Source organism: Gammaproteobacteria bacterium (genome assembly GCA_036383255.1).
Classification (GTDB): Bacteria; Pseudomonadota; Gammaproteobacteria; order Natronospirales; family REEB76; genus DASUBN01.
The window spans coordinates 1-23,180 of the sequence record DASVOS010000018.1; the positions used below are offsets into that span (position 1 = coordinate 1).

Annotated in this window: 22 protein-coding genes and 2 tRNA genes; 7 read left to right on the plus strand and 17 right to left on the minus strand. The window is 65.7% G+C overall.

From position 1 onward, the window contains the following. A partial coding sequence (locus VF651_11155) for a hypothetical protein (protein ID HEX7966258.1) occupies nt 1-2,865 on the minus strand: 2,865 nt, incomplete at its 3' end. Between the two features lie 300 nt (nt 2,866-3,165). Then, the gene (locus VF651_11160; GenBank protein HEX7966259.1) at nt 3,166-3,384 is read right to left on the minus strand and encodes a hypothetical protein; all 219 of its coding nucleotides are present in this window, start codon (nt 3,382-3,384) and stop codon (nt 3,166-3,168) included. Between the two features lie 178 nt (nt 3,385-3,562). Here VF651_11160 and VF651_11165 point away from each other — a divergent pair, with 178 nt between their 5' ends. From VF651_11165 to VF651_11175, 3 genes are all read left to right on the plus strand, one after another. Continuing rightward, nucleotides 3,563-3,832 (plus strand): hypothetical protein, encoded by a 270-nt coding sequence (locus tag VF651_11165; GenBank protein ID HEX7966260.1) that lies wholly within the window; start codon nt 3,563-3,565, stop codon nt 3,830-3,832. A 108-nt stretch (nt 3,833-3,940) separates the two neighbouring features. Continuing rightward, a complete protein-coding gene (locus tag VF651_11170; protein ID HEX7966261.1) occupies nt 3,941-4,831 on the plus strand; it encodes an acyl-ACP desaturase in 891 nt (296 codons plus the stop codon). Between the two features lie 67 nt (nt 4,832-4,898). Continuing rightward, nucleotides 4,899-5,489 carry a hypothetical protein gene (locus tag VF651_11175; GenBank protein ID HEX7966262.1) on the plus strand — a complete coding sequence of 197 codons (591 nt, stop codon included), beginning with the start codon at nt 4,899-4,901 and terminating at the stop codon, nt 5,487-5,489. 338 nt (nt 5,490-5,827) lie between these two features. Here the strand turns inward: VF651_11175 and VF651_11180 are convergent. The 9 genes from VF651_11180 to VF651_11220 form a co-directional block, all read right to left on the minus strand. Then, nucleotides 5,828-5,904 (minus strand) — tRNA-Met (locus tag VF651_11180). A gap of 75 nt (nt 5,905-5,979) precedes the next feature. Then, nucleotides 5,980-7,071: a redox-regulated ATPase YchF gene (ychF, locus tag VF651_11185; protein HEX7966263.1), complete on the minus strand. Its 1,092-nt coding sequence runs from the start codon at nt 7,069-7,071 to the stop codon at nt 5,980-5,982. A 26-nt stretch (nt 7,072-7,097) separates the two neighbouring features. Next, nucleotides 7,098-7,730 (minus strand): aminoacyl-tRNA hydrolase, encoded by a 633-nt coding sequence (gene pth, locus VF651_11190; protein ID HEX7966264.1) that lies wholly within the window; start codon nt 7,728-7,730, stop codon nt 7,098-7,100. Between the two features lie 57 nt (nt 7,731-7,787). Beyond that, nucleotides 7,788-8,537, minus strand: coding sequence for a 50S ribosomal protein L25/general stress protein Ctc (locus VF651_11195; protein HEX7966265.1), 750 nt, complete (start codon nt 8,535-8,537; stop codon nt 7,788-7,790). A gap of 215 nt (nt 8,538-8,752) precedes the next feature. Then, on the minus strand, nt 8,753-9,691 hold the full coding sequence (locus VF651_11200) for a ribose-phosphate diphosphokinase (protein ID HEX7966266.1): 939 nt from the start codon (nt 9,689-9,691) through the stop codon (nt 8,753-8,755). A gap of 75 nt (nt 9,692-9,766) precedes the next feature. Further along, nucleotides 9,767-9,841, minus strand: a tRNA-Gln gene (locus VF651_11205). Between the two features lie 5 nt (nt 9,842-9,846). Then, nucleotides 9,847-10,692 (minus strand): 4-(cytidine 5'-diphospho)-2-C-methyl-D-erythritol kinase, encoded by an 846-nt coding sequence (gene ispE / locus VF651_11210; GenBank protein ID HEX7966267.1) that lies wholly within the window; start codon nt 10,690-10,692, stop codon nt 9,847-9,849. Continuing rightward, nucleotides 10,689-11,306: a lipoprotein insertase outer membrane protein LolB gene (gene lolB, locus VF651_11215; GenBank protein HEX7966268.1), complete on the minus strand. Its 618-nt coding sequence runs from the start codon at nt 11,304-11,306 to the stop codon at nt 10,689-10,691. The genes ispE and lolB overlap by 4 nt, the downstream gene beginning before the upstream one ends. Continuing rightward, nucleotides 11,303-12,982 (minus strand): tetratricopeptide repeat protein, encoded by a 1,680-nt coding sequence (locus tag VF651_11220; GenBank protein HEX7966269.1) that lies wholly within the window; start codon nt 12,980-12,982, stop codon nt 11,303-11,305. Before VF651_11220 ends, lolB begins: the two co-directional genes overlap by 4 nt. 116 nt (nt 12,983-13,098) lie before the next feature. On the opposite strand from VF651_11220, the gene hemA reads away from it, so the two are divergent. Both hemA and prfA read left to right on the plus strand, forming a co-directional pair. After that, nucleotides 13,099-14,376 carry a glutamyl-tRNA reductase gene (hemA, locus tag VF651_11225; protein HEX7966270.1) on the plus strand — a complete coding sequence of 426 codons (1,278 nt, stop codon included), beginning with the start codon at nt 13,099-13,101 and terminating at the stop codon, nt 14,374-14,376. Between the two features lie 30 nt (nt 14,377-14,406). Continuing rightward, nucleotides 14,407-15,492 carry a peptide chain release factor 1 gene (prfA, locus tag VF651_11230; protein HEX7966271.1) on the plus strand — a complete coding sequence of 362 codons (1,086 nt, stop codon included), beginning with the start codon at nt 14,407-14,409 and terminating at the stop codon, nt 15,490-15,492. Between the two features lie 2 nt (nt 15,493-15,494). Here the strand turns inward: prfA and VF651_11235 are convergent, their stop codons facing one another. The 5 genes from VF651_11235 to VF651_11255 all read right to left on the minus strand — a co-directional run bounded on the left by VF651_11235 (nt 15,495) and on the right by VF651_11255 (nt 21,040). Then, nucleotides 15,495-16,346, minus strand: a complete 852-nt coding sequence (locus VF651_11235) for a hypothetical protein (GenBank protein HEX7966272.1) — start codon at nt 16,344-16,346, stop codon at nt 15,495-15,497. A gap of 8 nt (nt 16,347-16,354) precedes the next feature. Continuing rightward, nucleotides 16,355-17,119, minus strand: coding sequence for a hypothetical protein (locus VF651_11240; protein HEX7966273.1), 765 nt, complete (start codon nt 17,117-17,119; stop codon nt 16,355-16,357). Nucleotides 17,120-17,169: 50 nt separating this feature from the next. Continuing rightward, nucleotides 17,170-17,817: a 2OG-Fe(II) oxygenase gene (locus VF651_11245; GenBank protein HEX7966274.1), complete on the minus strand. Its 648-nt coding sequence runs from the start codon at nt 17,815-17,817 to the stop codon at nt 17,170-17,172. A 664-nt stretch (nt 17,818-18,481) separates the two neighbouring features. Beyond that, nucleotides 18,482-19,651: a cystathionine gamma-synthase gene (locus VF651_11250; protein ID HEX7966275.1), complete on the minus strand. Its 1,170-nt coding sequence runs from the start codon at nt 19,649-19,651 to the stop codon at nt 18,482-18,484. A 30-nt stretch (nt 19,652-19,681) separates the two neighbouring features. Next, nucleotides 19,682-21,040 (minus strand): pyridoxal-phosphate dependent enzyme, encoded by a 1,359-nt coding sequence (locus VF651_11255; protein HEX7966276.1) that lies wholly within the window; start codon nt 21,038-21,040, stop codon nt 19,682-19,684. Nucleotides 21,041-21,104: 64 nt separating this feature from the next. Here VF651_11255 and prmC point away from each other — a divergent pair, with 64 nt between their 5' ends. Continuing rightward, on the plus strand, nt 21,105-21,962 hold the full coding sequence (gene prmC / locus VF651_11260; GenBank protein HEX7966277.1) for a peptide chain release factor N(5)-glutamine methyltransferase: 858 nt from the start codon (nt 21,105-21,107) through the stop codon (nt 21,960-21,962). Further along, a complete protein-coding gene (locus tag VF651_11265; protein ID HEX7966278.1) occupies nt 21,935-22,474 on the plus strand; it encodes a peptidylprolyl isomerase in 540 nt (179 codons plus the stop codon). Before prmC ends, VF651_11265 begins: the two co-directional genes overlap by 28 nt. 51 nt (nt 22,475-22,525) lie before the next feature. On the opposite strand, the gene VF651_11270 is transcribed toward VF651_11265, so the two are convergent. After that, nucleotides 22,526-23,164, minus strand: coding sequence for a YchE family NAAT transporter (locus VF651_11270; protein ID HEX7966279.1), 639 nt, complete (start codon nt 23,162-23,164; stop codon nt 22,526-22,528). Nucleotides 23,165-23,180 lie beyond the last annotated feature (16 nt).

The window sequence follows — 23,180 nt, forward strand, 5'->3', positions numbered from 1 at the left end:
GAAGCCCTTGACCGTTGGAGTCCAGAAGCCCTCCGCGACGGTGTCGCCGAGGACATAGCCGATGGTGTTGGTGGGTGAATTGCTGTAGTACTCGAAGGTCTTGGTGTCGGCGCCGGAGTCCGCCACCTGGACCATGTTCACGGCGGTGAGCTGTACCGTGCCGTTCGGGTCGGTGAGGGTGAGGGTGGGTGCGGTACCGCCCGTTGCAGGATCGATGTCATAGCTGCCGAAAGGGTCGCTGATCACGGCCCGGATGTAGACGGTGGTGTTCGGCTCGAAGATGTTGTTGGGTGGCGTGTTGGTGCTGCTGTAGGCGGCGCTATACACGGTCACGCTATCCACGTTGATCACCGTGGAAGTCGCGAAGGTGATGGTGCTGTTGTTGGCGGCGGTCTTTTGGGCGACAAGCATGGTGCGGGTGCCGCTACCCGCGGAGGTATTATGCACCCGCAGCACCAGCGTATCACCCGCGGCAAAGCTGGTGGCCGCCACGTTCACTGTCAATGTGCGCAAGGTCAGCGTGGTGCTGTTGAAGTTGGCGGTGGAACCGCTGGTACCAAGGCTGGTGGTCCCGTTCTTCAGCAGTTCGACGAAGAAGGCGCGATTCGTGTTGCCGCCGCTGCGCGCCGTCATCAAAGCCACGGTCACGGTCCCGGCGCTCAAGGTGAATGCCCTCTGGAATGCCGGGGACAGGGTCCAGTCCAGCGTGCTGTTTTCGTTTACCGTGATGCCAGTGGTGTTGGCGGTCTGTGGCGTGCGGGTCAGCGTCTGGTTGTCGTACACATAAAGTATCTTGTTGCCCGAGGCCGGTACCGACGACTGTTGCACCACGATAGTGGTGGCCGTAGGCGTAGACGCTGCGGTGCCGCCGATCACGGTAGCGCTGTTGTCGATGTTGTCGCCCGGGGCCGCGCTGCCGCTGACCACCACGTCGAACACGATGTTAACCGTGCCGCTCGCGGGCACGCTGATGCCGGTGATATCGAGGTAGCCGGTGCCGTTGGAGCCGGTTCCGGTGCCGGTTGAGCCGTTGGTCGAGCCGCCCGGGATGCTGATGACGCTGTAGCTGGAGATGCCCGCCGGCATGTTGTCGGCGACTTCGATGTTGGTACCGGCGGCGGCGGCCGAGTCCTTCACCGAGATGGTGTATTCGATGGTGTCACCGGGCAACACGTCGCCGCCGTTCAGGTCCACCCAGGTCTTGGTGGAGGTGCTGTAGTTGGGCTTGCTGATGCTGGCATTGGTGACGGTGGAGGTGCTGCTGTCGTTGCCGGCGGTGCCGTCGGTGATGAAGGCGTTGGACACGGTGGCGGTGTTCACCACGTTGGCCGCCACGCTGCTGGAGAGCAGGGCACTCAGGGTGATCGTCGGGAAACTCGAACTGCTGGAGACCGAGGCGGTGGTGGTGCAGGTCACCACCTGGCCCACGGCGCCGCAGGTCCAGCCGGTACCGGTGGCGGAGATGTAGGTCAGGGTCGCCGGCAGCGTGTCGCTGACGGTGGTGGTCGTACCGCTCGGTACCGCCGAGGGACCGTTGTTGGTCACGGTGATCGTGTAGCTCACCGGCGCGCCGGCGGTGAAGGTGCCCACCGCAGTCTTGCTGATGGCCAGGTCAGCGGACGGATAGGTCACCGTGTCCGAGTCGGTGGCGCTGTTGTTGCCCGAGACGTTGTCGAAGTTGCCGCCACTCACACTCGCGGTATTGGCGATGGGGTTCGAGGCGAGGTTGCCCACCGTCACCGTCAGGCTGATGGTGGGATAGCTCGCGCCGCTGGCCAGGGAGTTGCTGCGGGTACAGGTGACGGTGCCGCTCACGTTGCCACAGGTCCAGCCGGTGCCGCTGGCGGAGGCGAAGGTCTCACCCGCCGGCAGCACGTCCGTGACGGTGGTGGTCCCGGCCGTGGCCGCCGGGCCATTGTTGGTCACGGTCAGTGTATAGGTGGTGTTGCTGCCGGCATTGATGCTGCTGACGCCATCGGTCTTGGTGATGGAGAGATCCGACACCGGCGTGTTGGCCACGCTCACGATCTGGGCCGAGAGGTACACCAGGTCGCCGCCCGCTTGGTAGTAGGTTGTGGCGCTGGTATTGCCGGCGGTCAGGTAGCTCCCGATGTTGAAGGTGTCCAGATCCACGCCATAGTAGATCTGGTCTGTCGCCGTGGTCCCTGTACAACTCAGGGTGTTGATAGTCGAGTTGTACTGGTTGTTGGCACCGTCGCAGGCATCGGTCAACACATTGCCGTTGAACTGCAGATCCTCGCCGGTGTTGAGGTCCGGGTCACCTTCCCAGGTGATCACTGAGAACTTGCCGTCGATGCCGGAGCTCGGGATCTGGAAGTTGTTCGGGTTGAGAGTGATGTTGCTGTTGCGGAAGGCCTGGAAGCCCTCGAACACGTTGATGACCCGGTTGTTCTCGCTGGGGTTGCTGTAGATCACCACCAGGCTCCATCCCGCCAGCACGGCGGCGTTGCCGCAGTAGGTGACCAAACCCTGGTCGGTGGTGGTGACGGTCAGGCCGCCGAAGGTATAGGTGCCATTGCCGGTGACGATGCCGGAGACGTCCGCCGCGCCGCTGAAGAAAGACAGGTTGTCGCCTCCACCCGCCGCGAAGGTATCCGTGTACTGGCGACCGGCGGCAGCATTCACGGTGTTGCCGTCCAGCGTCACGCTGTAGTCGGTGGTGCTGCCTGATCCTGCCCAATAGAGGTAGGCCGCCAGGACCGTGGATCCGGCTGGGATACCAGACACGGTTCCATTGCTGGTGGTACCCACCAGGCAGGGATTGCCCGTGTTGGACTGGGTGCGCAGGGTATTGCCCGTCACCACATAGTTGATGTTGCCGGCAAAGCTCGCGAAAAGATTCACGGTTGTACCGGCAGATGCCTGTTCAGAAGGCAGGCAACAGGCCAACAGTGCCGCGAGTGCTACTGCCGCATAGGCATGGATTCGATCAGTCCGAAAATATATCCGGCTACGAACGTAATGTTCTGTACATTTATGAACTGAGGGAATCTCGGGAAGGAGGGAGACTAATGCTCTGAGAAAGTGACGGAGCCTCATCGCTTATGGAAAATACCACAAACGGAACATGCGGCTTTACGTCAAATGAATTATCTTACCGACAGATATATCGGTATCCGGATGTATCGATGGGCGCAACAGATGTCAGCGCTTCTTCCGCGGCACCACCAGTAACAGAACCCCGGCCACGATGGCACCCACACCGGCCCATACCGGGACGCTCACATGCTCCTGCGTCTTCACATCGAACGCCACGGGGCCGATTTTTGCTTCGTGGGACTTCGGATAACTGAACCCGCCGTATACCAGCGCGAACAGCCCGCCCGCCACCAGCAATATCGCGATCACTCTCGATGCTTTCATTGGCGCTCCTGGCTCACTGCGTGATCCCGTGAATCGCACGACTTATCCATCGTACATCAGATGCGTGAGCCGTTGCGGATTGAACTGTGGAATAGCGCACGGAACAGGCAGCCCACGGCGCCTAACTTTATAAACGCATGCTGAACAGTGACTTATTGGAAACAAATGGTGAATCGTCATGAAGAACCTTTCCGCCTCCCTGCTCCTCTGCCTGGCGTCCGCGGGCGCCGTGGCGGCCCCGATCCCCACCCCCACGCCACCCTCATCCACGCACATGGCGCCGCCGGGCTCGACTCGCTGCCCACCGGGTGCCGCTACTCATTCGCTCACGCCGCATTCCGCCACCGCTCCGGCGGTGCCGCGCAATCCGGATGAGCGCATGACGCCGGAACAGCCGATGCAGCCGCGCCCGCCTCAGCAGGACGTGCCGCCGCCGCCCTGCGGCTGATTCGTCTGGATGCCTGCGGCGGTGACCCGCCGTGGTCTTCAGGGAACCGAGGAGGTTCCTGCAAGGTCATCGTGCGTCAGGGCTGTTATGGAAGACCGGAGAACCCACGTGCTCCCCGACCTAGTGTCGGCCACACCGCTTTCAGGCATCCGCCAGCGCTGGACGCTGGAGGACATCCCTTGGCACGAGGTGGACCATGAAGCGATAGAAGACGACGAGCTCCTCTTCTACCTTGTGGTCACCGCCTCCTTCATCGAGACCGCCACCGACACTTACGCACGCAATCTGGCGAGGCATTTCGACGGCGACCCTCAGGTCACTGCATGGCTCGAGCAGCGCTGGCAGCCGGAGGAGTTGCAGCATGGCCGGGCCCTGCGCTGCTACGTGCAGGTGGTCTGGCCTGGCCTCGACTGGCACGAGGTGTACCGGGGGTTCTTCACCGAATTCTCCGCCAAGTGCAGCAGCGACGGACTGGAAGCCACGCACTGCCTGGAAGCCGTCTCCCGCTGCATGGTGGAGATGGGCACCGCCAGCTACTACGCCACCCTGAGCCGCCTGAGCCCTGAACCGGTGCTGGAATTGCTCACCGGCCTCATCCGCGAGGACGAGGTCCGGCACTACAAGTACTTCTACCGGTTCTTCCGCCACTACCGGGAACGCGAGGGCATGGGCCGGCTGCGTATCCTAACCGCCATCCTGCGCCGGCTGCGCATGATGGACGTGGGCGACAGCAGCATCGCGCTCAAGCATGCCTATCTCGCGCGATACCCGCGTGCCAGCTTCGACCGCAAGGTGTACCGGGGCATTCAGGCACGCATCCGCGGCCTCATGCAGCGGGACTTCCCGCTGCACATGAGCATGAAGATGACTCTCAAACCCCTCGACCTCGGCCCGCGCACGCAACAGGCCGTCTTGTCGTCCCTGACCTTCTTGTCCCGGCGCTTCCTGCACAACCCGGCCGGAGGCACGTTGAGACACCTGAACACGGGCCTCTCCTAGCGCACCTTCCCCGGCATCCATGGGCCGTCGTAAACTGGCCGCCGGTGACCGGTAACAAGGGGATGATATGTCGGTATTTGAACGCTTGATGATGGGCGCGCTGGTGGTGGCAAGCCTGACAGCACCGGGCTGGGCCAGGGCTGACGCGGGTACGGGAGAGACTCATCCCGTGCTGGATTTCGGCCTGACCCGCGGTGGCGACAAGCTGCTGGATGCCCATTTCTTCGTGGGCGGCCGCGAGAGCATCCATGCCGGTGACGCATTCTACGGCGACTTCGGCATGATCCATGACCTGCAGGACTCGGACTGGAGCGTCAAGCTCACCGGGGGCTACGCCTTCGCCAGCATCGGCTCCTTCTGGAGCAGCCGCACCTTCAAGCGCTTCCCCGTGGAGGCGCTGATGATCTACAACACCGGCCGGCAGCATATCGGTTTCGGCGCGACCTACCACTTCAATCCCCAGCTGGACATGAACGGCCACGGCGACGACGTGCGCTACCACGGCGCGCCGGGCGTGATCCTGCAGTACCAGTACTGGATGTTCGGCGCCCGCTACACCTACGTCCGCTACAAGCCTCGCAACCTGCCGGGCTACCCGACCCTGGACGGCAGCAGCCTCGGCCTCTTCGTCAGCATCGAGTTCGGCAAGGACGATTAATCCGGACAGTCCTGTTCGATCACAGACCCCAGCACTCATGGTGCTGGGGTCTTTCTTTATGGCTAACAAAATCTTAAATGTGGGATGGCTACGGGTGGGCGCGAGGCATCGCCTCGCGCGGGCAGCCAGGATGGCTGCCCTGGACAGCTGGCCGGAGAGGGGTGAGCGTCGCAGACACGAACGCTCGCCAGGGACGGCGGGCCGGGCTTTTCGCGGAGCAGGAGGCGGAGCGAAAAGGGAGGCCGGCGACGGACCACCGACCAAATCAAATTGGGAATAATGCTGGAGGTCGGTGCCAGCTACTGGACCAACCCATGCATTTCTACTTCGTTGAGATATGGTGGCTACGGGTGGGCTCGAACCACCGACCTCAGCATTATGAGTGCCGCGCTCTAACCAGCTGAGCTACGTAGCCGTGTGACCTTCCGACGGGGCCGCAGATTCTCGGTTCTTTTCCCTTCCCAGTCAAGGACTAAGCGGATTCCCCGTGTCAGACATTGAATCTGAAGTGCATCACATCGCCCTCATGGACGACGTAGTCCTTCCCTTCCAGCCGCCACTTGCCCGCTTCCTTGGCGCCGGCCTCGCCCTTGTGGGTGATGAAATCCCCGTAGGCCACCACCTCGGCGCGGATGAAACCCTTCTCGAAATCGGTGTGGATCACGCCCGCCGCCTGGGGAGCGGTGGCGCCCTTGCGCACGGTCCAGGCCCGCACCTCCTTCTCGCCGGCGGTGAAGTAGGTCTCGAGCCCCAGCAGCTTGTAGGCCGCGCGGATCACGCGGTTGAGGCCAGGCTCCGTGAGTCCCATGTCCTTCAGGAAGTCCGCCTTGTCGGCGTCCTCCAGCTGGGCTATCTCCGCCTCCATGGCGGCGCAGACCGCCACGATCTCGCTGTTCTCCGAAGCGGCCAGGGCCTTCACCTTGTCCAGCAGCGGATTGTTCTCGAAACCGTGCTCGTCCACGTTCGCCACATAGAGGGTGGGCTTCAGGGTGATGAGGTTGAACTCCCGCACCATGGCCTTCTCCTCCGGGGAGAGCTTGAGGCCGCGGGCGGGCTTGGCCTGGTCGAGCTGTGCCTTCAGGGCCTCCAGCACCTTCTGCCTCGCGATGGCATCCTTGTCGCCGGACTTGGCGACCTTGGCGTTGCGTTCCACCCCGCGGCTCACGGCCTCGAGGTCCGCGAGCGCGAGCTCGGTGTTGATGGTCTCGATGTCCGAAAGCGGGTCCACCTTGCCGGACACGTGCACTACGTCGGCGTTCTCGAAGCAGCGCACCACGTGGGCGATGGCGTCGGTCTCGCGGATGTGGGACAGGAACTGGTTGCCTAGCCCCTCGCCCTTGGAGGCGCCGGCCACCAGGCCCGCGATGTCCACGAACTCCACCGCCGCCGGCACCAGCTTCTGCGGTTTCACGATGCCCGCGAGTTCGTCCAGGCGCGCGTCCGGTACCGCCACCACGCCCACGTTGGGGTCGATGGTGCAGAAGGGATAGTTCTCGGCCGCGATACCGGCCTTGGTGAGTGCGTTGAACAGGGTCGACTTGCCGACGTTAGGCAGGCCGACGATACCGCATTTGATGCCCATGGTTTCCTGGTATCTCTGATAGGGGGTCAGGCGCCGGCGGCGCCTTCACCTTCGGGTTTATTGCGCTTGTTGCGCGGGATCACCCCGCGGCTGTGCAGGGCCTGCGTGACCTTGTCGAACTGGCCGTCCAGGAGCTGCGGCATGGCCTCCACCGTGGCGCCGATGGCCTCCATGATGGCAGCCTCCTCCTCGCGCCCGGCCCGCTCCAGCACGTAGTCGATCACGTCGCGGGAGCCGTTTGGATGCGCGATGCCGAAGCGCGCCCGCATGTAGTTCTCGCCCAAGTGGGCGGTGATGTCCTTAAGGCCGTTGTGGCCGCCGGAACCGCCCCCCTTCTTCAGACGTACCGTGCCGAAGGGCAGGTCCAGGTCGTCATGGGCCACCAGTATTCCTTCCGGTGGCACCTTGAGGTAGGACGAGAGGGCCTTCACCGCCTGGCCGCTGCGGTTCATGAACGTGGTGGGCTTCAGGAGCCTGACATCATGCCCGCCGATGCTCACCCGGCATACGTCGCCGCTGAACTTACGCTCGGCGCTGAAGGTGCCGCCATGGGCGCGCGCCAGCGCATCCACGAACCACCAGCCGGCGTTGTGGCGGGTCATAACGTAATCGGCCCCGGGATTGCCGAGGCCGACCACGAGCTGTATGGGGACTGCCATGCAGGACAGGATGCAAGGCATGGGCGGCGCCCCCGCAGGGGCGCCGCCGCACGCCGTTTACTTCTTGCCCTTGTCGGCGGCAGGTGCCTTGGCGCCGGCAGCCGCCGGAGCCTTGGCATCGCCCGCCTTCGCCTCGCCGCCCGCCGCAGGAGCGGCAGCGCCTTCGGCCGGCGCCGCTGCGCCTTCCGCCGGAGCCGCGGCAGCCACGGGCTCTTCCTCCACCTCGACGCGCGGATGGTGGATGGAGACCACGGGCAGGTTGTGCTCTTCGCCGTAAGCGAGCTGCACGACGCGGACGCCCTCGGGGAGCTTGAGGTCAGACAGGTGCAGCGCCTTGTTGAGCTCGAGGGTGAGGATGTCCACTTCGATGAACTCGGGGAGGTAGCGCGGCAAGCACGCGATCTCCACCTCGATCATGTTGTGCGAGACCACGCCGCCCTGGGTCTTCACGCCCACGGCTTCCTTCTCGTTCTTGAAGTGCAGCGGCACGTGCACGCGGATCTCGATGTCGTCCTTAACGCGCAGGAAGTCCAGGTGCATGATGACCGGCTTGGCGGGATGCCGCTGCAGGTCCTTGATGATCGCCTGGTGCTCCTCGCTCCCCACCTTGATCTTGAGGATGTGGGAGTAGAACGCCTCGTGCGAGAGGCTGTTCTGCACCTCGTTGTGATTGAAGCTGAGCTGCACGGGACCTTCGCCGGCGCCGTACAGGATGCCCGGAACGCGGCCCAGACGACGCAGGCGGCGGCTCGCACCTTTCCCCTTGTCGGATCTGAGCTCAGCGTTCAGATTGAAGCTGATAGCCATTTCAAATACTCCATCTACAGTTACAAAATGCCGGACCCGCGACCAAGGCCGGCTGCCCATGTCCGAACCGCAAGGCCCGAACGAAAACGTGGTGCATGGATGCACCGCGCGCGAATCAAGCACGTCTGTGCTTGATTCGGCGGAGGCAAGTCCGGACATGTGCCGGACTTGCCGAGTCTGAAAAATCCATGGATGGATTTTTCAGACTTAAATCATCAATCCACGTACAGCGAGGAGACCGATTCCTCGTCGCTCACCCGGCGCATGGTCTCCGCCAGCAGCTCCGCGATGCTCAACTGGCGGATGCGCTTGCAGTTCTCGGCACCACCCCGCAGGGGGATGGTGTCCGTCACCACCAGCTCGTCCAGCACCGAGTTCTCGATGTTGGACACCGCCTTGCCCGACAGCACCGGATGGGTGATGTAGGCCAGCACCTTGGCGGCGCCCTGGTCCTTCAGGGCCTTGGCGGCGATGCAGAGCGTGCCCGCCGTGTCCACCAGGTCGTCGACGATGACGCAGGTCTTGCCCGCCACCTCGCCGATGATGTTCATCACCTGCGCCTCGTTCGGGCGCGGACGGCGCTTGTCGATGATCGCCAGGTCCGCGTCGTCGAGGCGCTTGGCCAGCGCCCGGGCGCGCACCACGCCGCCCACGTCCGGCGACACCACGATCAGGTCGTCGAACTTCTGCTTCCACACGTCGCCCAGCAGCACCGGGGACGCATATACGTTGTCCACAGGGATGTCGAAGAATCCCTGGATCTGGTCTGCGTGCAGGTCCACCGTGAGGACCCGGTTCACGCCGGCGGACACCATCAGGTTCGCCACCAGCTTGGCCGTGATCGGCACACGCGCCGCGCGCTGGCGCCGGTCCTGCCGCGCGTAGCCGAAGTACGGCACCACCGCGGTCACCCGCCCGGCGCTCGCACGCCTTAGGGCATCCGCCATCACCAGCAACTCCATCAGGTTGTCGTTGGTGGGCGGGCAGGTGGACTGCACGATGAAGACGTCGCGTCCGCGCACGTTCTCCATCAGCTCGATCGCGACCTCACCGTCGCTGAAGCGGTTGACCTGGGCCTTGCCGAGGGACAGCTGCAGGCGTGAGGCGATCTTGTGCGCCAGTTGCGGGTTCGCATTCCCCGCGAACACCATCATCTTGCCTGCGGCCACGGTGCCCCCTCGCGTATCGTCGTGGTCAACCTGTCTCAGCGCAAAATCAATTCAAAATCTTGGCTGGGGCGCCAGGATTCGAACCTGGGCGTGGCGGGATCAAAACCCGCTGCCTTACCGCTTGGCTACGCCCCAAGTGTTCAATCGCCAGCGAGCCGTTCCAGCAACGGCGAGCGGTTGCATCCCCGCGCGACGAAGCCGCGCCACTTGGAAGGCATCTCCGCCAGCACCCGCCGCGCGTCCGCTTCCCGCTCGAAGGCGGCGAACAGGCAGGCGCCGGAACCGGTGAGCCGGGCCTTGGCACGGGAACCGAGCCAATCCAGCGCTTCAGACACCTCGGGATAGCGGGAACGTACCACCGGCTCGAAGTCGTTCCGGGTTTCCCCGGAGCGAAGGGGCGCTATTTTGATTGGAGCGGAATTTCGTGTCAATTCAGGGGCCTGGAATATCTCCCGGGTGGATACCCGGCAGCCGGGATCCACCACCAGATACCAGGGTTCCGGCAGCTCCATAGGGGTCAGGACCTCCCCCACGCCCTCCGCCCAGGCCGCCTGTCCCCCTATGAAAACCGGCACATCCGCGCCCAATTCCAATCCCAGGGCCCGCAGGCGGGCGGGTCCCAGCCGGGTTTCCCAGAGCCGGTCCAGGACCATGAGCGTGGTGGCGGCATCGGAACTGCCACCCCCCAAGCCGGCCTCCAGTGGCAGCACTTTGCGCAACTTTATGGTCGCCCCCAGGGGACTGCCGCTACGCTCCTTGAGGAGCCGCGCGGCCTTCACGGTGAGATCCGATTCCTCCGGCACACCGGCGGGACCTTCGGGCCGCAGGATGCGTCCGTCCTCCCGCAGCTCGAACTCCAGGCTGTCGCCGTAGTCCAGGAACTGGAAGACCGTCTGCAGCAGGTGGTAACCGTCGGCGCGCCGGCCGGTGACGTGCAGGAACAGGTTCAGCTTGGCGGGCGCCGGCCAGGCGCGCGCCACGGTCATGGCGCCACCGCGGACAGCACCCAGTCGCTCACCACCATCTTGATGCGCACCTCGCCCCGCGTAAGGGTGAGGCGCGTCGGGAGGCTGTAACCGGATACGTCCGCGTATTCCTGGTACTCCACGTGCCAACCGGACTGGTCCAGGCTCATGAGCTCGCCGCGCGCGTCGCTCAGCTTGGAGAAACCGTCACGCGGGTCCGGCATGCCCAGCACCCAGTAGCGCAGGCTCAGCACCGGCAGCGGCTGGTGCAGCCGCGCTCCCAGGTCCGCCTCCGGGTCGCGGGTGATGAAATCGTCGCCGCGGGACGTACGCACGTGCAGCTCGTCCGCGCCGCCTTCGATGTGCACGGAGCCTGCCCCCAGGGGGCCGTGGAAATCGAGCGTAGTCATGCCGGCATGCTGGATCCAGTCGAGACCGCCGCTGCCGCTGTCACGGCCGTTCGCGAAACCCACCTTCCCGCTCAGGCTCCAGTCCTGGAGCGCCGCCAGCTGCGCACTGCGCTGCTGCCAGGCCGCCTCATCCGGTGCGCCCGCGGGCGCGCGGCCCGGCAGCGTGCCGCAAGCCGCGAGGATGAGCGTCGCGCCGAGCGACGCCGCACGGATGAGGTGCTTCATGGAGTGAAGCGGGAAGCGAGGGAACGCAACGCGGCGCTATCGGGGTCGGATTCGCGCGCCTTGACCCAGAGCGCGCGTGCGCCCTGCTCGTCGCCGGTGGCCAGCAGCACCTCGACGAGGTGCGCGGCGATCTCGGAATCGGCCTGGCCCGCGTAAGCCTTGCGCAGGTAATCGAGCGCCAGCCCGTCATGCCCCAGCCGGTGTTCTACCCAACCCATGCTGTCCAGGAAAGCGGGGTCGTCCGGCTGCAGCACCAGCGCGCGCTGGATGTAACCCTGGGCCTCCCGGTAACGGGTGGTGTGCAGGGTCAGGGTGTAACCCAGGGCGTTGAGCGCCTCTGCATCATCCGGGGCCTGCGCCAGGATCGAGGCGAGGTCATGCTCCGCCGCCGCGGCGTCGCCGTCCTGCTCCAGGACCAGGGCCCGCGCGTACAGCAAGTCCTGGTCGCCGGGCGCTACCTGCAATGCCGCGTCATAGACCGCGAGGGCCTGCTTAGATGCACCGCTGTCGCTGAACACCTGCCCTTCCGTGAGCCTCAGGTTCACCATGGAATCGGGATCGTTCGCCACCAGGCCGTCGAAGAACTCGCCGGCGGCCCCGGGTGCACCGCTCTTCACCAGCGCACGGCCGATGCCTGCCTGCGCCGCGAGCCAGCGCTCGCCTGCCTGCACCCGGTGGTACCAGTCGAGCGCCTCGGGGTATTGCTTCTCCGTCTCGGCCACGTTGCCGAGGAAATAACTCGCATCGTCGGTGCGCTTGCCGGACTTGAGCAGGCGCGTGAAGTAGCCCCGCGCCGCCGTGAGATCCTTCTCCTGCAGCGTCATGAGTCCCAGGGTGTAGAGCGCCTCGGCGTTGTTCGGATGCGCCGCGAGGACCGTCTCGAACTCCTGCCGCGCCTCGGCGCCGCGCTTGGCCTCCGCCAGCAGCGCACCGTAGGCTAGCGCCAGCGACACATCACCGGCAGCACGCACCCGCGCCCTTAGCATAGGCAGCGCCTCGCCGACGCGGTCCTGCGCCACCAGCGCACGGGTCAGGAGCACCAGTGGCTCGTCACCGTGGGGGTCCAGCGCAAGGGTCGCGCGTGCCTCGCGCTCCGCCAGGCCGTAATCCTTGTAGTTCATGGCGATATGCGCCAGCGCGTAGTGCGCGTCGGCGGACTTCGGCGCATGGGCGGCGATCGCCTGCAGCACCGGCAGGCCGTGGGCCGCGTCCGTCTCCTGCTCCAGGAGGTGTGCCGCGGTCATGTAACCGCTGTCAGAGCCCGACTCCACCAGCATCTCGAAGTCCCGCGCCGCCGCCTCTGCGTCGCCGCTGCGCGCCTCCACCACCGCCGCAAGGTGCACCGCATCGTTGCTCTGGGGGGCGAGCTTGCGCCAGCGCTGCGCCGCTTCCAGCGCCTGCCCGAGGCCGCCATCGCCATAGGCGAGCAGCGCGCTGTGCGACGCGAGCGTCGGGTCCTGGGAGAGCCTCGCCGCGGCCATGTACTGCTCCACCGCGTCCCGCCGCATACCGCGCTGCTGCGCCAGCTCGCCCATGAACACGCGGTAGGCGATCTCCTGGTCGATGTCCGTGAACGGCCGCGGCGCGCTCGCAGCCGCAGGTACCGGCCTGGGCGCGGCGGCACAGCCGGCGAGCGACAGCAGGCAGAGGCAGCAGATGAGGGCGCGCGGCGTCATGCGGGAAGGCGGTGGACTACGAGGCTTCGACTATATCCGATTCGCCCGCGCCGCGCCGTGCGGCTTGTCATGCCGGGGTATTTACCGGAAAATTCCCTGCCACCCCTGGGTCCCCCATGCCGTTCCTCACCCTCGGAATCAGCCATCTCACCGCTCCGGTCGCCGTCCGTGAGCGCCTGAGCTTCACGCCGGAGCAGATCCCGGCCAGCCTGCGCGCGCTGACCACCCTGCCGGGGGTACGGGAAGCGATCATCCTCTCCACCTGCAACCGCACCGAACTCTATGCCGATCTCGGCGAGGGCGATGGCGAGGCGCTGGCCGAGTGGCTGAGCCGCGAGCGCAGCGCCGAGGATCCCGGAGTACGCGAGCGCTTCTACCTCCACCGGGGCGATGCCGCGGTGCAGCATCTGTTCCGGGTCGCCTGCGGACTGGACTCGCAGATCCTGGGCGAGCCGCAGATCCTCGGCCAGATCAAGGATGCTTATGAGCTGGCACGCTCCGCCGAGGCCGGCGGCGCAGCGGGCCAGCGCCTGCACCGCCTGTTCCAGTTCGCCTTCGCGGTGGCCAAGCAGGTCCGCACCGACACCCACATCGGGGAGAACCCGGTGTCGGTGGCTTACGCCGCGGTGCGCCTGGCGCGCCAGGTGTTCTCCCGCTTCGAGTCTCTCACCGTGCTGCTGATCGGCGCCGGCGAGACCATCGAGCTCGCCGCCCGCCACCTGCACGAACAGGGGGTACGGCGCATGGTGATCGCGAACCGCACCGTGAGCCGCGCCCACGAGCTGGCCGCCCAGTTCAACGCCTATGCCATCGGCCTGGACGAGATCACGGCGCACCTGGGAGAGGCAGACATCGTGATCGCCTCCACCGGCAGCCCCGAGCCGATCCTGCACAAGCGCGACGTGCAAGCCGCCTTCCGCGGCCGCAAGCACCGGCCGCTGCTGATCGTGGACATCGCGGTACCGCGCGACGTGGCCTCGGACGTGGCCGGCATGGAGGACGTGTACCTCTTCACCATCGACGACCTGCACAAGGTGGTGGAGGAGAACCTGAAGTCGCGGCGCGTGGCGGCCCAGGAGGCGGAACTGATCGTGCAGTCCCAGGTGGCGCGCTTCAACGAACAGCTGCGCGGCCTGGATGCGGTGCCGGCGATCCGGGCCCTGCGTGAGCACGCCGCGGACATCCGCGACCAGACCCTGGAACAGGCACGCCAGCGCCTCGCCCACGGCGAGCCGCCGGAAGAGGTGTTGCGCTTCCTGGCGGATACCCTCAGCAACCGCCTGATGCACGCACCCACCGCGCAACTGCGCCAGGCCGCCCACGAGGGGCGCGAGCAGCTCATCCGCGACATCCACTCGCTGTTCGGCCTGGACCGCAAGGACGGCGACGCCTGAGCGGCGGCGCCACACCTATATAATCGCGCCGTGAAAGACTCCATCCGCCACAAGCTGGAACGCCTGGCCACCCGCCACGAGGAAGTGGCCGCGCTGCTGTCCCAGCCCGCCGCCGCCAACGATTCCAACCGTTTCCGGGAGCTGTCCCAGGAATATGCCCGCCTCGAGCCCCTGGCGCAGAAGTTCCGCGCCTTCCTCAAGGCAGAGGCGGACGTCATCGCCGCGGACGAGATGGGCAGGGACGATGACCCCGGCATGCGTTCCCTGGCCGAGGACGAGCGCAAGGCCGCCATGCTCCGCCTGGAAGCGCTGGAGCCGGAACTGCTCAAGCTGCTGCTGCCCAAGGATCCCCACGACGAGAGCAACATCTTCCTGGAGATCCGCGCCGGCACCGGCGGCGACGAAGCCGCCATCTTCGCCGGCGACCTCCTGCGCATGTACAGCCGCTACGCCGAGGAACAGGGGTGGAAGGTGGAGATCCTGAGCGAGAGCCCCGGCGAACACGGCGGCTACAAGGAAGTCATCACCCGGGTGGTAGGCCAGGGCGCCTACTCCCGCTTCAAGTTCGAGTCAGGCACCCATCGGGTGCAGCGGGTGCCCGAGACCGAGTCCCAGGGCCGCATCCACACCTCGGCGGTCACGGTCGCCATCCTGCCGGAGGTGGAGGAAGTGGAAGATATCGACATCAATCCCGCCGAGCTCAAGGTGGACACCTTCCGTGCCTCCGGCGCCGGCGGCCAGCACGTGAACAAGACCGACTCGGCCATCCGCATCACCCACCTGCCCTCCGGCATAGTGGTGGAATGCCAGGACGAGCGCTCCCAGCACAAGAACCGGGCCCGAGCCATGTCGCTGCTGAAGGCGCGCCTCCTCTCCGCCGAGCGGGAGAAGCAGCAGGCGGCCCAGGCCCAGTCCCGCAAGCTGCAGGTGGGCAGCGGCGACCGCTCGGAGCGCATCCGCACCTATAACTTCCCCCAGGGGCGCGTCACGGACCACCGCATCGAGCTCACGCTCTACAAGCTGGACGACGTGATGCAGGGCCACCTGGACGAGGTGATCCTGCCGCTCATGAACGAGTATCAGGCGGAAGAGCTCGCGGCCATGGCCGCGAACTGAGGCTAGGCAGGGCGCTTCAAGTCCCGGTACTGGGCGTAGCAGACCGCCAGCGTGTACCACCAGGCGAAGGCTCCCAGCGCCATCCCTCCCAGCCGCCAGCCATCGGTATGCGCCACGCCAGCCTGGCTCTCCAGCGTTCCCTGCAGGCTCTCCAGGTCCCCGACGCTCAGGCCTTCTTCCGCATGCTGCGATAGCAGGCCGAGATAGGAATGGGCCGCGCGCGCTATCTCTGGACCATTCTGCACGCACCAGGCCGCCAGCAACGCCAGCGCCGGCACGGAGATCACCAGCGTCACCTTGCCCCAATGGGTCTTGGCGAGGCGCGAACTCTCCCCGAGGGAAGCGAAGGGTCCGCGCCGCTCCAGCACTGCCGGGAAGATGAAGAGCGCCAGCGCCGTGCTAACCGCCGCCGTGGGCGCCAGCGGCAGCACGCAGAGCACCAGCCCAAACAGCGGCCCACCGACGAACAGGCCGATCATGAACACGGCGAAGGTCAGCACCAGACCGATGGCCACCACCAGTTCATAGACGATGTAGCCGATGAGCACCGACAGCATCGCACGTGCGGCATTCCAGCCGGGCTTGCCCACCATAGGCTCGCCGGCCAGCGCCGCGAGGCGGACCACCGCCACCGAATAGAGCGCCGCCTGGGCGGCGCCCACCAGCAGGCTCCGTGCCAGGTAGTCCGGGCGGCCGAGGAGCGAGAGGTCCATGGTGAGCAGGTTGCCGCCGGTACTGGCGAGAGGCAGGGCCTGCACCAGCTCCGCCGCCAGCACCCAAGGGAATACCGTGGGCAATCCGGCAAGGAATAGCCTTCCGCCCTCCGCCAGCACCTCGCGCATGCGGTGGCCCATCACGATGCTCAGCGCTGCTGCTTGCGCAGCTTCAGGTCGTGGTAGTAGAGGAACAGGATCGAGTAGATGAAAGGGCCGCATACGGCCAAGAACACCATGTTGAGCACCTCCTGCGCAAAGATGTCCCGCCCATGTACCGCATCGTGGGTGCCGGAACCGATGCCCAACATAGCCCCAAGCACGCTCTCCGCTATGAACAGTGGGAGATATATCAGCAGCACCATCCCCACGGTACGCCACCAATGTCCCCAGACCAGATGGTGACTGATGTTCAATGCCTCCATCGGGCGTTTTCCTTCCAGCACCACCACGTATTCGACGAACATCAGGCTGAATAACAGGATGAGCGCCGGTATGAACAGCAATATCATCCCAAGGCAGAGTGCAGACACGTATATGAAGAACGCCAGTACCATCCACGGCCAAAGCTTCAGCGCCCGGTTCCATTCGTCTTTCACCACGCCCTGCTGGCCACTTGCCGCGATGGCGAGGCGCTGCAACAGCACCGCCAGTGGAAAGAAACCCGCCAATGTCATGGCTAGCGCCGTCCAGCCGTATGGGCCTTGAAGCCTGCCGATGAAAACACTGGGATCCATCAGGTTGAAGGAAGTCTCATCGCTGGCACCCCATACCATGACCGCAGTGGGCAGGAGGCTGAGGAAAGCCAGGCAGGTGCTAAGCATGAACAGGCGGCGGAACGCCAGGCGGCCGAGGGCGATGCCCTGCACCACGATCTGGCCCATGTCCTGCGGCAGGCTGGCGAGTTCGAACATGGGAGACTCCGATGGCGATGGGCCAGTGTGCCTGAAGCGTCGCCGCGCCCTCAAGCCCGGCGGAACCAGCCGGTGAAGCTGAGGCGCGTACGCCGCGCCGGCAGCACCTCGTGGGGTACGCGCTCGCTGAGGAAACACGCCAGCGTGCCAGCCGCGGGCAACAGCTTCGCCGCGGGCGCCGCATCACCGGCGGCAGCATAGAGGCAGAGCTCGCCACCGTCCCCGGCCTCCCACGCATCATTGAGATAGAGCACCAGAGACACCACGCGCCGGTCGTCGTCGCGGAACCGGTCTACATGGCGTGCATAGGCCGCACCGGCGGGATAGACGGCGTAGTGCCCCTCGAAATCTCGCAGGCCGAGATAGGTGGCGGCATTGATCGCCTCGCGCAACGCGGTGAGTTCTTCGCGCTGCAGCGCCTCCGCCAGGGGCGCGGTGCCGGCATCCACCCACATCACCTCGTCGCCGCGGATCCCGGTGCGCCGCTCGCCTCCCTTGCCGATGCCGGCAGGGTGGAAGCCTCCCGCCGCGCGCAGGCTCTCTGCTTCCTGGCGTAGCGACGCGGCGCGTGCGGGTGACAGGAAGCCCAGGCAACACATCCAGTCGTGGGTAACGAAGCCGGCCGCCAGCCGTGTGATGGCGGCGGCGGTGCCGCCGACTTCATCAGCGCGAAAGCTCTGGGCGTGAAGCATGGGCATCGGCACTTATTGTCGAATGAATACGCGGAGAATCAGGCAGTTAGCATTGCAGTGGGGCTCAAGCGACGTATTAGAGAGCATGTAAGCCATTGATTCCTATGCACATACCAAAAAGTGTGGCGAGGCCTCTTCCCGTATCGCAGGAAATCTCTAGAATTTGGCGCCGATCGCCGGGTTTTTATAAAAATCGGCGAGTAGTATCATAAATTTACATCCATTTTCTGCACTGGTGGTGAACGAACATGAAGAAGTACGCCGTTGTCCTGACCGCTGCCGCTCTGGCCCTGTCGCTGTCCGCTTGCGGCAAGAGCGAAGCTCCTGCCACTCCGGCTGCCAGCACTGCCGCCCCGGCCCCGGCCGCCGGCACTGCCATGGCCGCCCCGGCTGGCACTGCTGCTCCCGCTGCGAGCACCCACTAAGTAATCGCGGCTACGCGCCGCAAGGTGCGTAGAGGATCCTTCTTAAACGAAGGATTCGGAGACCGAAAAAAGGCGAACTCTAACGAGTTCGCCTTTTTTTATTCCACCAGAAGCTGCTGCGCTCGGCAGGGCGTTGTTGCGCGTCGGCTCGCAATCGGTCGCGTACACCAAGAGTACGCTCCCTCTGCTCACCTAGCGCGCCTCGCTCTGCCTGCGCTCGTAACGCTTTTGGAAAAGCCGCGAAATCAAATTGCGGCTAAAGCATTTTCCAAATCTGCGCGCAGATCGCTGACATCTTCCACACCTACCGACAGGCGCACCAGCGAGTCGCTGATGCCGAGCTGCTTGCGCGTCTCCGCCGGCACCGAGGCGTGGGTCATGATGCCGGGATGATCCACCAGGCTCTCGACGCCCCCTAAGCTCTCTGCCAGAGTGAAGAGGTGGCAGCTCTCCAGGAAGCGCCGCGCCTCTGGCTCACCGCCCTTGAGGAAGATGGTGACGATGCCGCCGCCGCCCTGCATCTGCCGCTTGGCCAGCGCATGCTGCGGATGGCTCGGCAGTCCCGGGTAGGAGACACGCTCCACCTTGGGATGCTTCTCCAGCCAGCCCGCCAGCTCCTGGGCGTTCTCGCAGTGCCGCTGCATGCGCAGCGCCAGGGTCTTGAGGCCACGCAGGGCCAGGAAGCTGTCGAAAGGCCCGGCCACGGCGCCCACTGAGTTGTGCAGGAACGCGAGCTGCTCGGCGAGCTCGCCGTTGCCGCCCACCACCAGCATGCCGCCCACCATGTCCGAGTGGCCGTTCAGGAACTTAGTGGCGGAATGCATCACTACGTCGAAGCCGTGGTCCAGCGGACGCTGCACCGCCGGGGAGGCGAAGGTATTGTCGCAGACCGTGAGGATGCCGTGCTTGCGCGCGATCGCCGCCACCGCCGCGAGGTCCACCAGCTTGAGCAGCGGATTGGTGGGCGTCTCGACCCAGATGAGCTTGGTCTCGGGGCGGATCGCCGCCTCCAGTGCCTTGGGATCGCGCATGTCAGCGAAGCTGAACTTGAGCCCCGCCGAGCGCTTGCGCACCCGTTCGAAGAGGCGATAGGTGCCGCCGTAGAGGTCGTCCATGGCGACCACGTGGCTGCCCGAGTCCAAGAGGTCCAGCACCGTGGCGGTGGAAGCGAGGCCCGAGGCGAAGGCATAGCCGCGCGTGCCATTCTCCAGGTCCGCCACGCAGCGCTCATAGGCCATGCGCGTGGGGTTCTGGGTGCGCGAGTACTCATAGCCCTTGTGCTTGCCCGGGCTCTCCTGCGCATAGGTGGAGGTGGCGTAGATGGGCTGCATCACCGCACCGGTGGTGGGGTCCGGCGCCTGGCCGGCGTGGATGGTGCGGGTGGAGAAACCGTGGCGCGTGTCTTTGGTCTTCATGTTCACTCCGGGGAAGGGAGACCGCCTCTCTTATTGGAGGCGCAGTCGGTTCAAGAGGTCGCTGCGGGTGACGAGGCCGAGGAAGGTGTCGCCGTCCATGACGGCCACGGCGGTCTCCTTCTGCAGCAGCGCGAAGAGCGCAGCCGGCTTCTCACCAGCGGAGATGCGCGGGAAACCGGTGTTCACGGCGCCACGCACCTCCTGGGTGAAGCGGCGCCCGTCCCTCTGCACCGCATCGATGAGGCCGCTCTCGGTCACCGCGCCCAGGAACTGCTTGCCGTCGAGCACAGGCAGCTGGGAGATGCCGTTGTTGCGCATGCGGGTATGGGCAGTGGCGAGCGTGTCGCCGGGACCCACGTACACCGTGGCCCGCTCCCAGTAGGGGCGGCCCACGTAGTCGCCCAGGTCGCCGCGCTTGGGGCGCTCCATGAAGCCCTGCTCGATCATCCAGAAGTCGTTATAGAGCTTGGACAGGTACTTGTTGCCGGTGTCGGCCCCGATGGTGACCACGCGCTTAGGCGTCTTCTGCTCGCGGCAGTAACGCAGCGCGGCGCCGATCAGCACGCCGGAGGATGAACCCAGGAGCAGCCCCTCCTTGCGCAGCACCTCACGGGCCACGCTGAAGGCCTCGGCGTCGGGGATGGTGTAGGCGCGCTTCACCACCGAGAGGTCGCAGATGTCGGGGATGAAATCCTCGCCGATGCCCTCCACCAGCCAGCCGCCCTTCTCACCCAGCACGCCGGTCTTGAGGTAGTCCGCCAGCACCGAACCCTTGGGATCCGCCAGCACCATCTCCACGTGGGGCGCCACCTTCTTCAGGTAGTGGCCGATGCCGGTCAGGGTACCGCTGGAGCCGACGCCCACCACCACCGCGTCCAGCTCGTGGCCCATCTGCTCCCAGATCTCGGGGCCGGTGGTCTCCTCGTGGGCCTTGGGGTTGTCGGGGTTGCCGAACTGGTTCACGAAGAACGCACCCTGTTCCTCGGCGATGCGCTTGGCCATGTCCTGGTAATACTCCGGGTGGCCCTTGGCCACGTCGGAGCGGGTCAGCACCACCTGGGCGCCCATGGCGCGCAGGTTGAAGATCTTCTCCTGGCTCATCTTGTCGGGGATCACCAGGATGAGCGGGTAGCCCTTCTGCGCCGCCACCAGCGCGAGTCCGAGCCCGGTGTTGCCGGCAGTGGCCTCGACGATGGTCATGCCGGGCTTGAGCGCGCCGCTCTTCTCCGCCTCCTCGATCATGCTGCGGCCTATGCGGTCCTTGACCGAGCCGCCCGGGTTCATGAGCTCGAGCTTCAGGAACAGGCGGCAGGGCCCGGTGTCGAGGTGGGTGAGCTCCAGCATCGGCGTCTTGCCGACCATCTCGAGCACGTTGGAATAGACGCGCATGCGGTCTCCGGGGACCTGGCGGAGGAAGCGCCATTTTACGGGAGTGACTACAATAAGCCCACACATGCACACCCTCGCCGACCTGCTCAACGAGGCCGCGGCGCGTCTCGAGGATGCGAGCGACACGCCGCGCCTGGATGCGGAACTCCTCCTCGCCCATGCGCTGGGCCGCGGCCGCAGCCACCTGCGCGCGTATCCCGAAGCGCTGCCGAGCGCGGAACAGGCGCGGGTGTTCGGGCAGCTCCTCGCCGCGCGTGCGCGCGGCGAGCCCATCGCCTACCTCACAGGCAAGCGTGAGTTCTGGTCACTGGAGCTCGATGTCACGCCGGCGACCCTGATCCCCCGTCCCGAGACCGAACTCCTGGTGGAACAGGCGCTGGCGCGCATCCCGCCCGGCGTCGCGCTGGACATGCTCGACCTCGGCACCGGCAGCGGCGCCATCGCGATCGCCGTCGCCAAGGAGCGTCCGCGCTGCCGAGTCACCGCCACGGACTTCAGCGCCGAAGCCTTGCGTGTCGCCGCCGGCAGCGCTGTGCGGCTCGGGCTCACGGACCTGGAGTTCCTGCAGGGCGCCTGGTTCGTTCCGGTGGCGGGCCGGCGCTTCCACGTGGTGGTCTCGAACCCACCCTACGTCGCGGAAGGCGACCCGCACCTGGATGAAGGCGACCTGCGCTTCGAGCCCGTGACGGCCCTGAGCTCCGGCGAAGACGGCCTCAAGGACATCCGGCATATCGTCGCCGCGGCACCCGCACATCTGCACGCGGGCGGCGTGCTGCTGCTGGAGCATGGCCTCGACCAAGGTACGGCGGTACGCGGCCTGCTGGAAGCGGCGGGTTTCACGCACACGAGGACGTTCCAGGATCTGGCCGGCCGCGACCGTGTCAGCGGCGGAGATTGGGCAAATCCCGCGGCGACGGGCTAGAATCCGCCATCTTCAAACGGGAGCCTTCCATGATCGTCCTCTCCACCAACCTCGGCGACATCACCCTCGAGCTGGACGCGGCCAAGGCGCCGGTGACGGTGAAGAACTTCCTCGCCTACGTGGACGCGGGCTTCTATGACGGCACCATCTTCCACCGGGTGATACCGGACTTCATGGTGCAGTGCGGCGGCTTCACCCAGGACATGATGCAGAAGCCCACCAACCCGCCCATCAAGAACGAGGCGGACAACGGCCTCTCCAACGAACCCTATACCATCGCCATGGCGCGCACCTCGGACATCAACAGCGCCACCAGCCAGTTCTTCATCAACCTCGCGGACAACGTGTTCCTGGACCATGGCAAGCGCGACTTCGGCTACGCGGTGTTCGGCCGCGTGACCCAGGGGCAGGACGTGGTGGACAAGATCGCGGAAGTGCAGACCGGCAGCAAGGGCGGCCACCGGGACGTGCCGGTGACACCCGTGGTCATCACCAAGGTGCGCAAGACCTGAACGAGGCTTGTGCCCGATCACGATGGAGCCGGCGCAAGCCGGCTTCGTCTTTTATGAGACCAGGGCGGGGAAGAAGGCCTTGAGGCCGGCGAAGATGAACTCGATGCCGATGGCGGCCATGATGAGGCCCATGATTCGGGTCACGATGTTGATGCCGGTGCGGCTCAGGAGCCGCGAGATCAGCGGCGAGAGGCGGAACGCCGCCCACACGATGCCGGCGGTGACCATGATGCCGCCGAACAGGATCACGTATTGGCCGAACAGCGCCGGCTTGTGGCCGTAGAGGATCACGGTACTGATGGCGCCGGGACCGGCGGTGAGCGGGATGCCGATGGGCACCACCGCCACGTCCTCGCGCTCCACGGTCTCCTGCGCCTCCTCCTCGGTCTGGCGCGTGGCGTTCATCTTCGCCTGCAGCATGGACAGTGAGTTGTAGAGGATCAGGATGCCGCCGGCCACCTGGAACGAGGCCACGCTGATGCCGAAGAAATCCAGGATGCGCTCGCCGCAGAGCAGCGCCACGCCCAGCACCACGCCCACGGTCACCGCCGCCATGAACGCGGTGCGGTTGCGCTCCACGGCGGTCTGGTTATAGGTCAGGTTGATGAAGATCGGGATGACGCCGATGGGGTTGAGGATCGCGACCAGCCCCGCGAAGAACTTGAGGTATTCGACCCAGGCCGCCGCCATGCCATCCACCCTTTTC

Coding starts and splice junctions, on each gene's coding strand:
- VF651_11160 (HEX7966259.1), bottom strand. CDS start 3,384: ATGAAAGCATCGAGAGTGATCGCGATATTGCTGGTGGCGGGCGGGCTG.
- VF651_11165 (HEX7966260.1), top strand. CDS start 3,563: ATGAAGAACCTTTCCGCCTCCCTGCTCCTCTGCCTGGCGTCCGCGGGC.
- VF651_11175 (HEX7966262.1), top strand. CDS start 4,899: ATGTCGGTATTTGAACGCTTGATGATGGGCGCGCTGGTGGTGGCAAGC.
- ychF (HEX7966263.1), bottom strand. CDS start 7,071: ATGGGCATCAAATGCGGTATCGTCGGCCTGCCTAACGTCGGCAAGTCG.
- pth (HEX7966264.1), bottom strand. CDS start 7,730: ATGGCAGTCCCCATACAGCTCGTGGTCGGCCTCGGCAATCCCGGGGCC.
- VF651_11195 (HEX7966265.1), bottom strand. CDS start 8,537: ATGGCTATCAGCTTCAATCTGAACGCTGAGCTCAGATCCGACAAGGGG.
- VF651_11200 (HEX7966266.1), bottom strand. CDS start 9,691: ATGATGGTGTTCGCGGGGAATGCGAACCCGCAACTGGCGCACAAGATC.
- ispE (HEX7966267.1), bottom strand. CDS start 10,692: ATGACCGTGGCGCGCGCCTGGCCGGCGCCCGCCAAGCTGAACCTGTTC.
- lolB (HEX7966268.1), bottom strand. CDS start 11,306: ATGAAGCACCTCATCCGTGCGGCGTCGCTCGGCGCGACGCTCATCCTC.
- VF651_11220 (HEX7966269.1), bottom strand. CDS start 12,982: ATGACGCCGCGCGCCCTCATCTGCTGCCTCTGCCTGCTGTCGCTCGCC.
- hemA (HEX7966270.1), top strand. CDS start 13,099: ATGCCGTTCCTCACCCTCGGAATCAGCCATCTCACCGCTCCGGTCGCC.
- VF651_11235 (HEX7966272.1), bottom strand. CDS start 16,346: ATGGGCCACCGCATGCGCGAGGTGCTGGCGGAGGGCGGAAGGCTATTC.
- VF651_11240 (HEX7966273.1), bottom strand. CDS start 17,119: ATGTTCGAACTCGCCAGCCTGCCGCAGGACATGGGCCAGATCGTGGTG.
- VF651_11245 (HEX7966274.1), bottom strand. CDS start 17,817: ATGCCCATGCTTCACGCCCAGAGCTTTCGCGCTGATGAAGTCGGCGGC.
- VF651_11250 (HEX7966275.1), bottom strand. CDS start 19,651: ATGAAGACCAAAGACACGCGCCACGGTTTCTCCACCCGCACCATCCAC.
- VF651_11255 (HEX7966276.1), bottom strand. CDS start 21,040: ATGCGCGTCTATTCCAACGTGCTCGAGATGGTCGGCAAGACGCCGATG.
- prmC (HEX7966277.1), top strand. CDS start 21,105: ATGCACACCCTCGCCGACCTGCTCAACGAGGCCGCGGCGCGTCTCGAG.
- VF651_11270 (HEX7966279.1), bottom strand. CDS start 23,164: ATGGCGGCGGCCTGGGTCGAATACCTCAAGTTCTTCGCGGGGCTGGTC.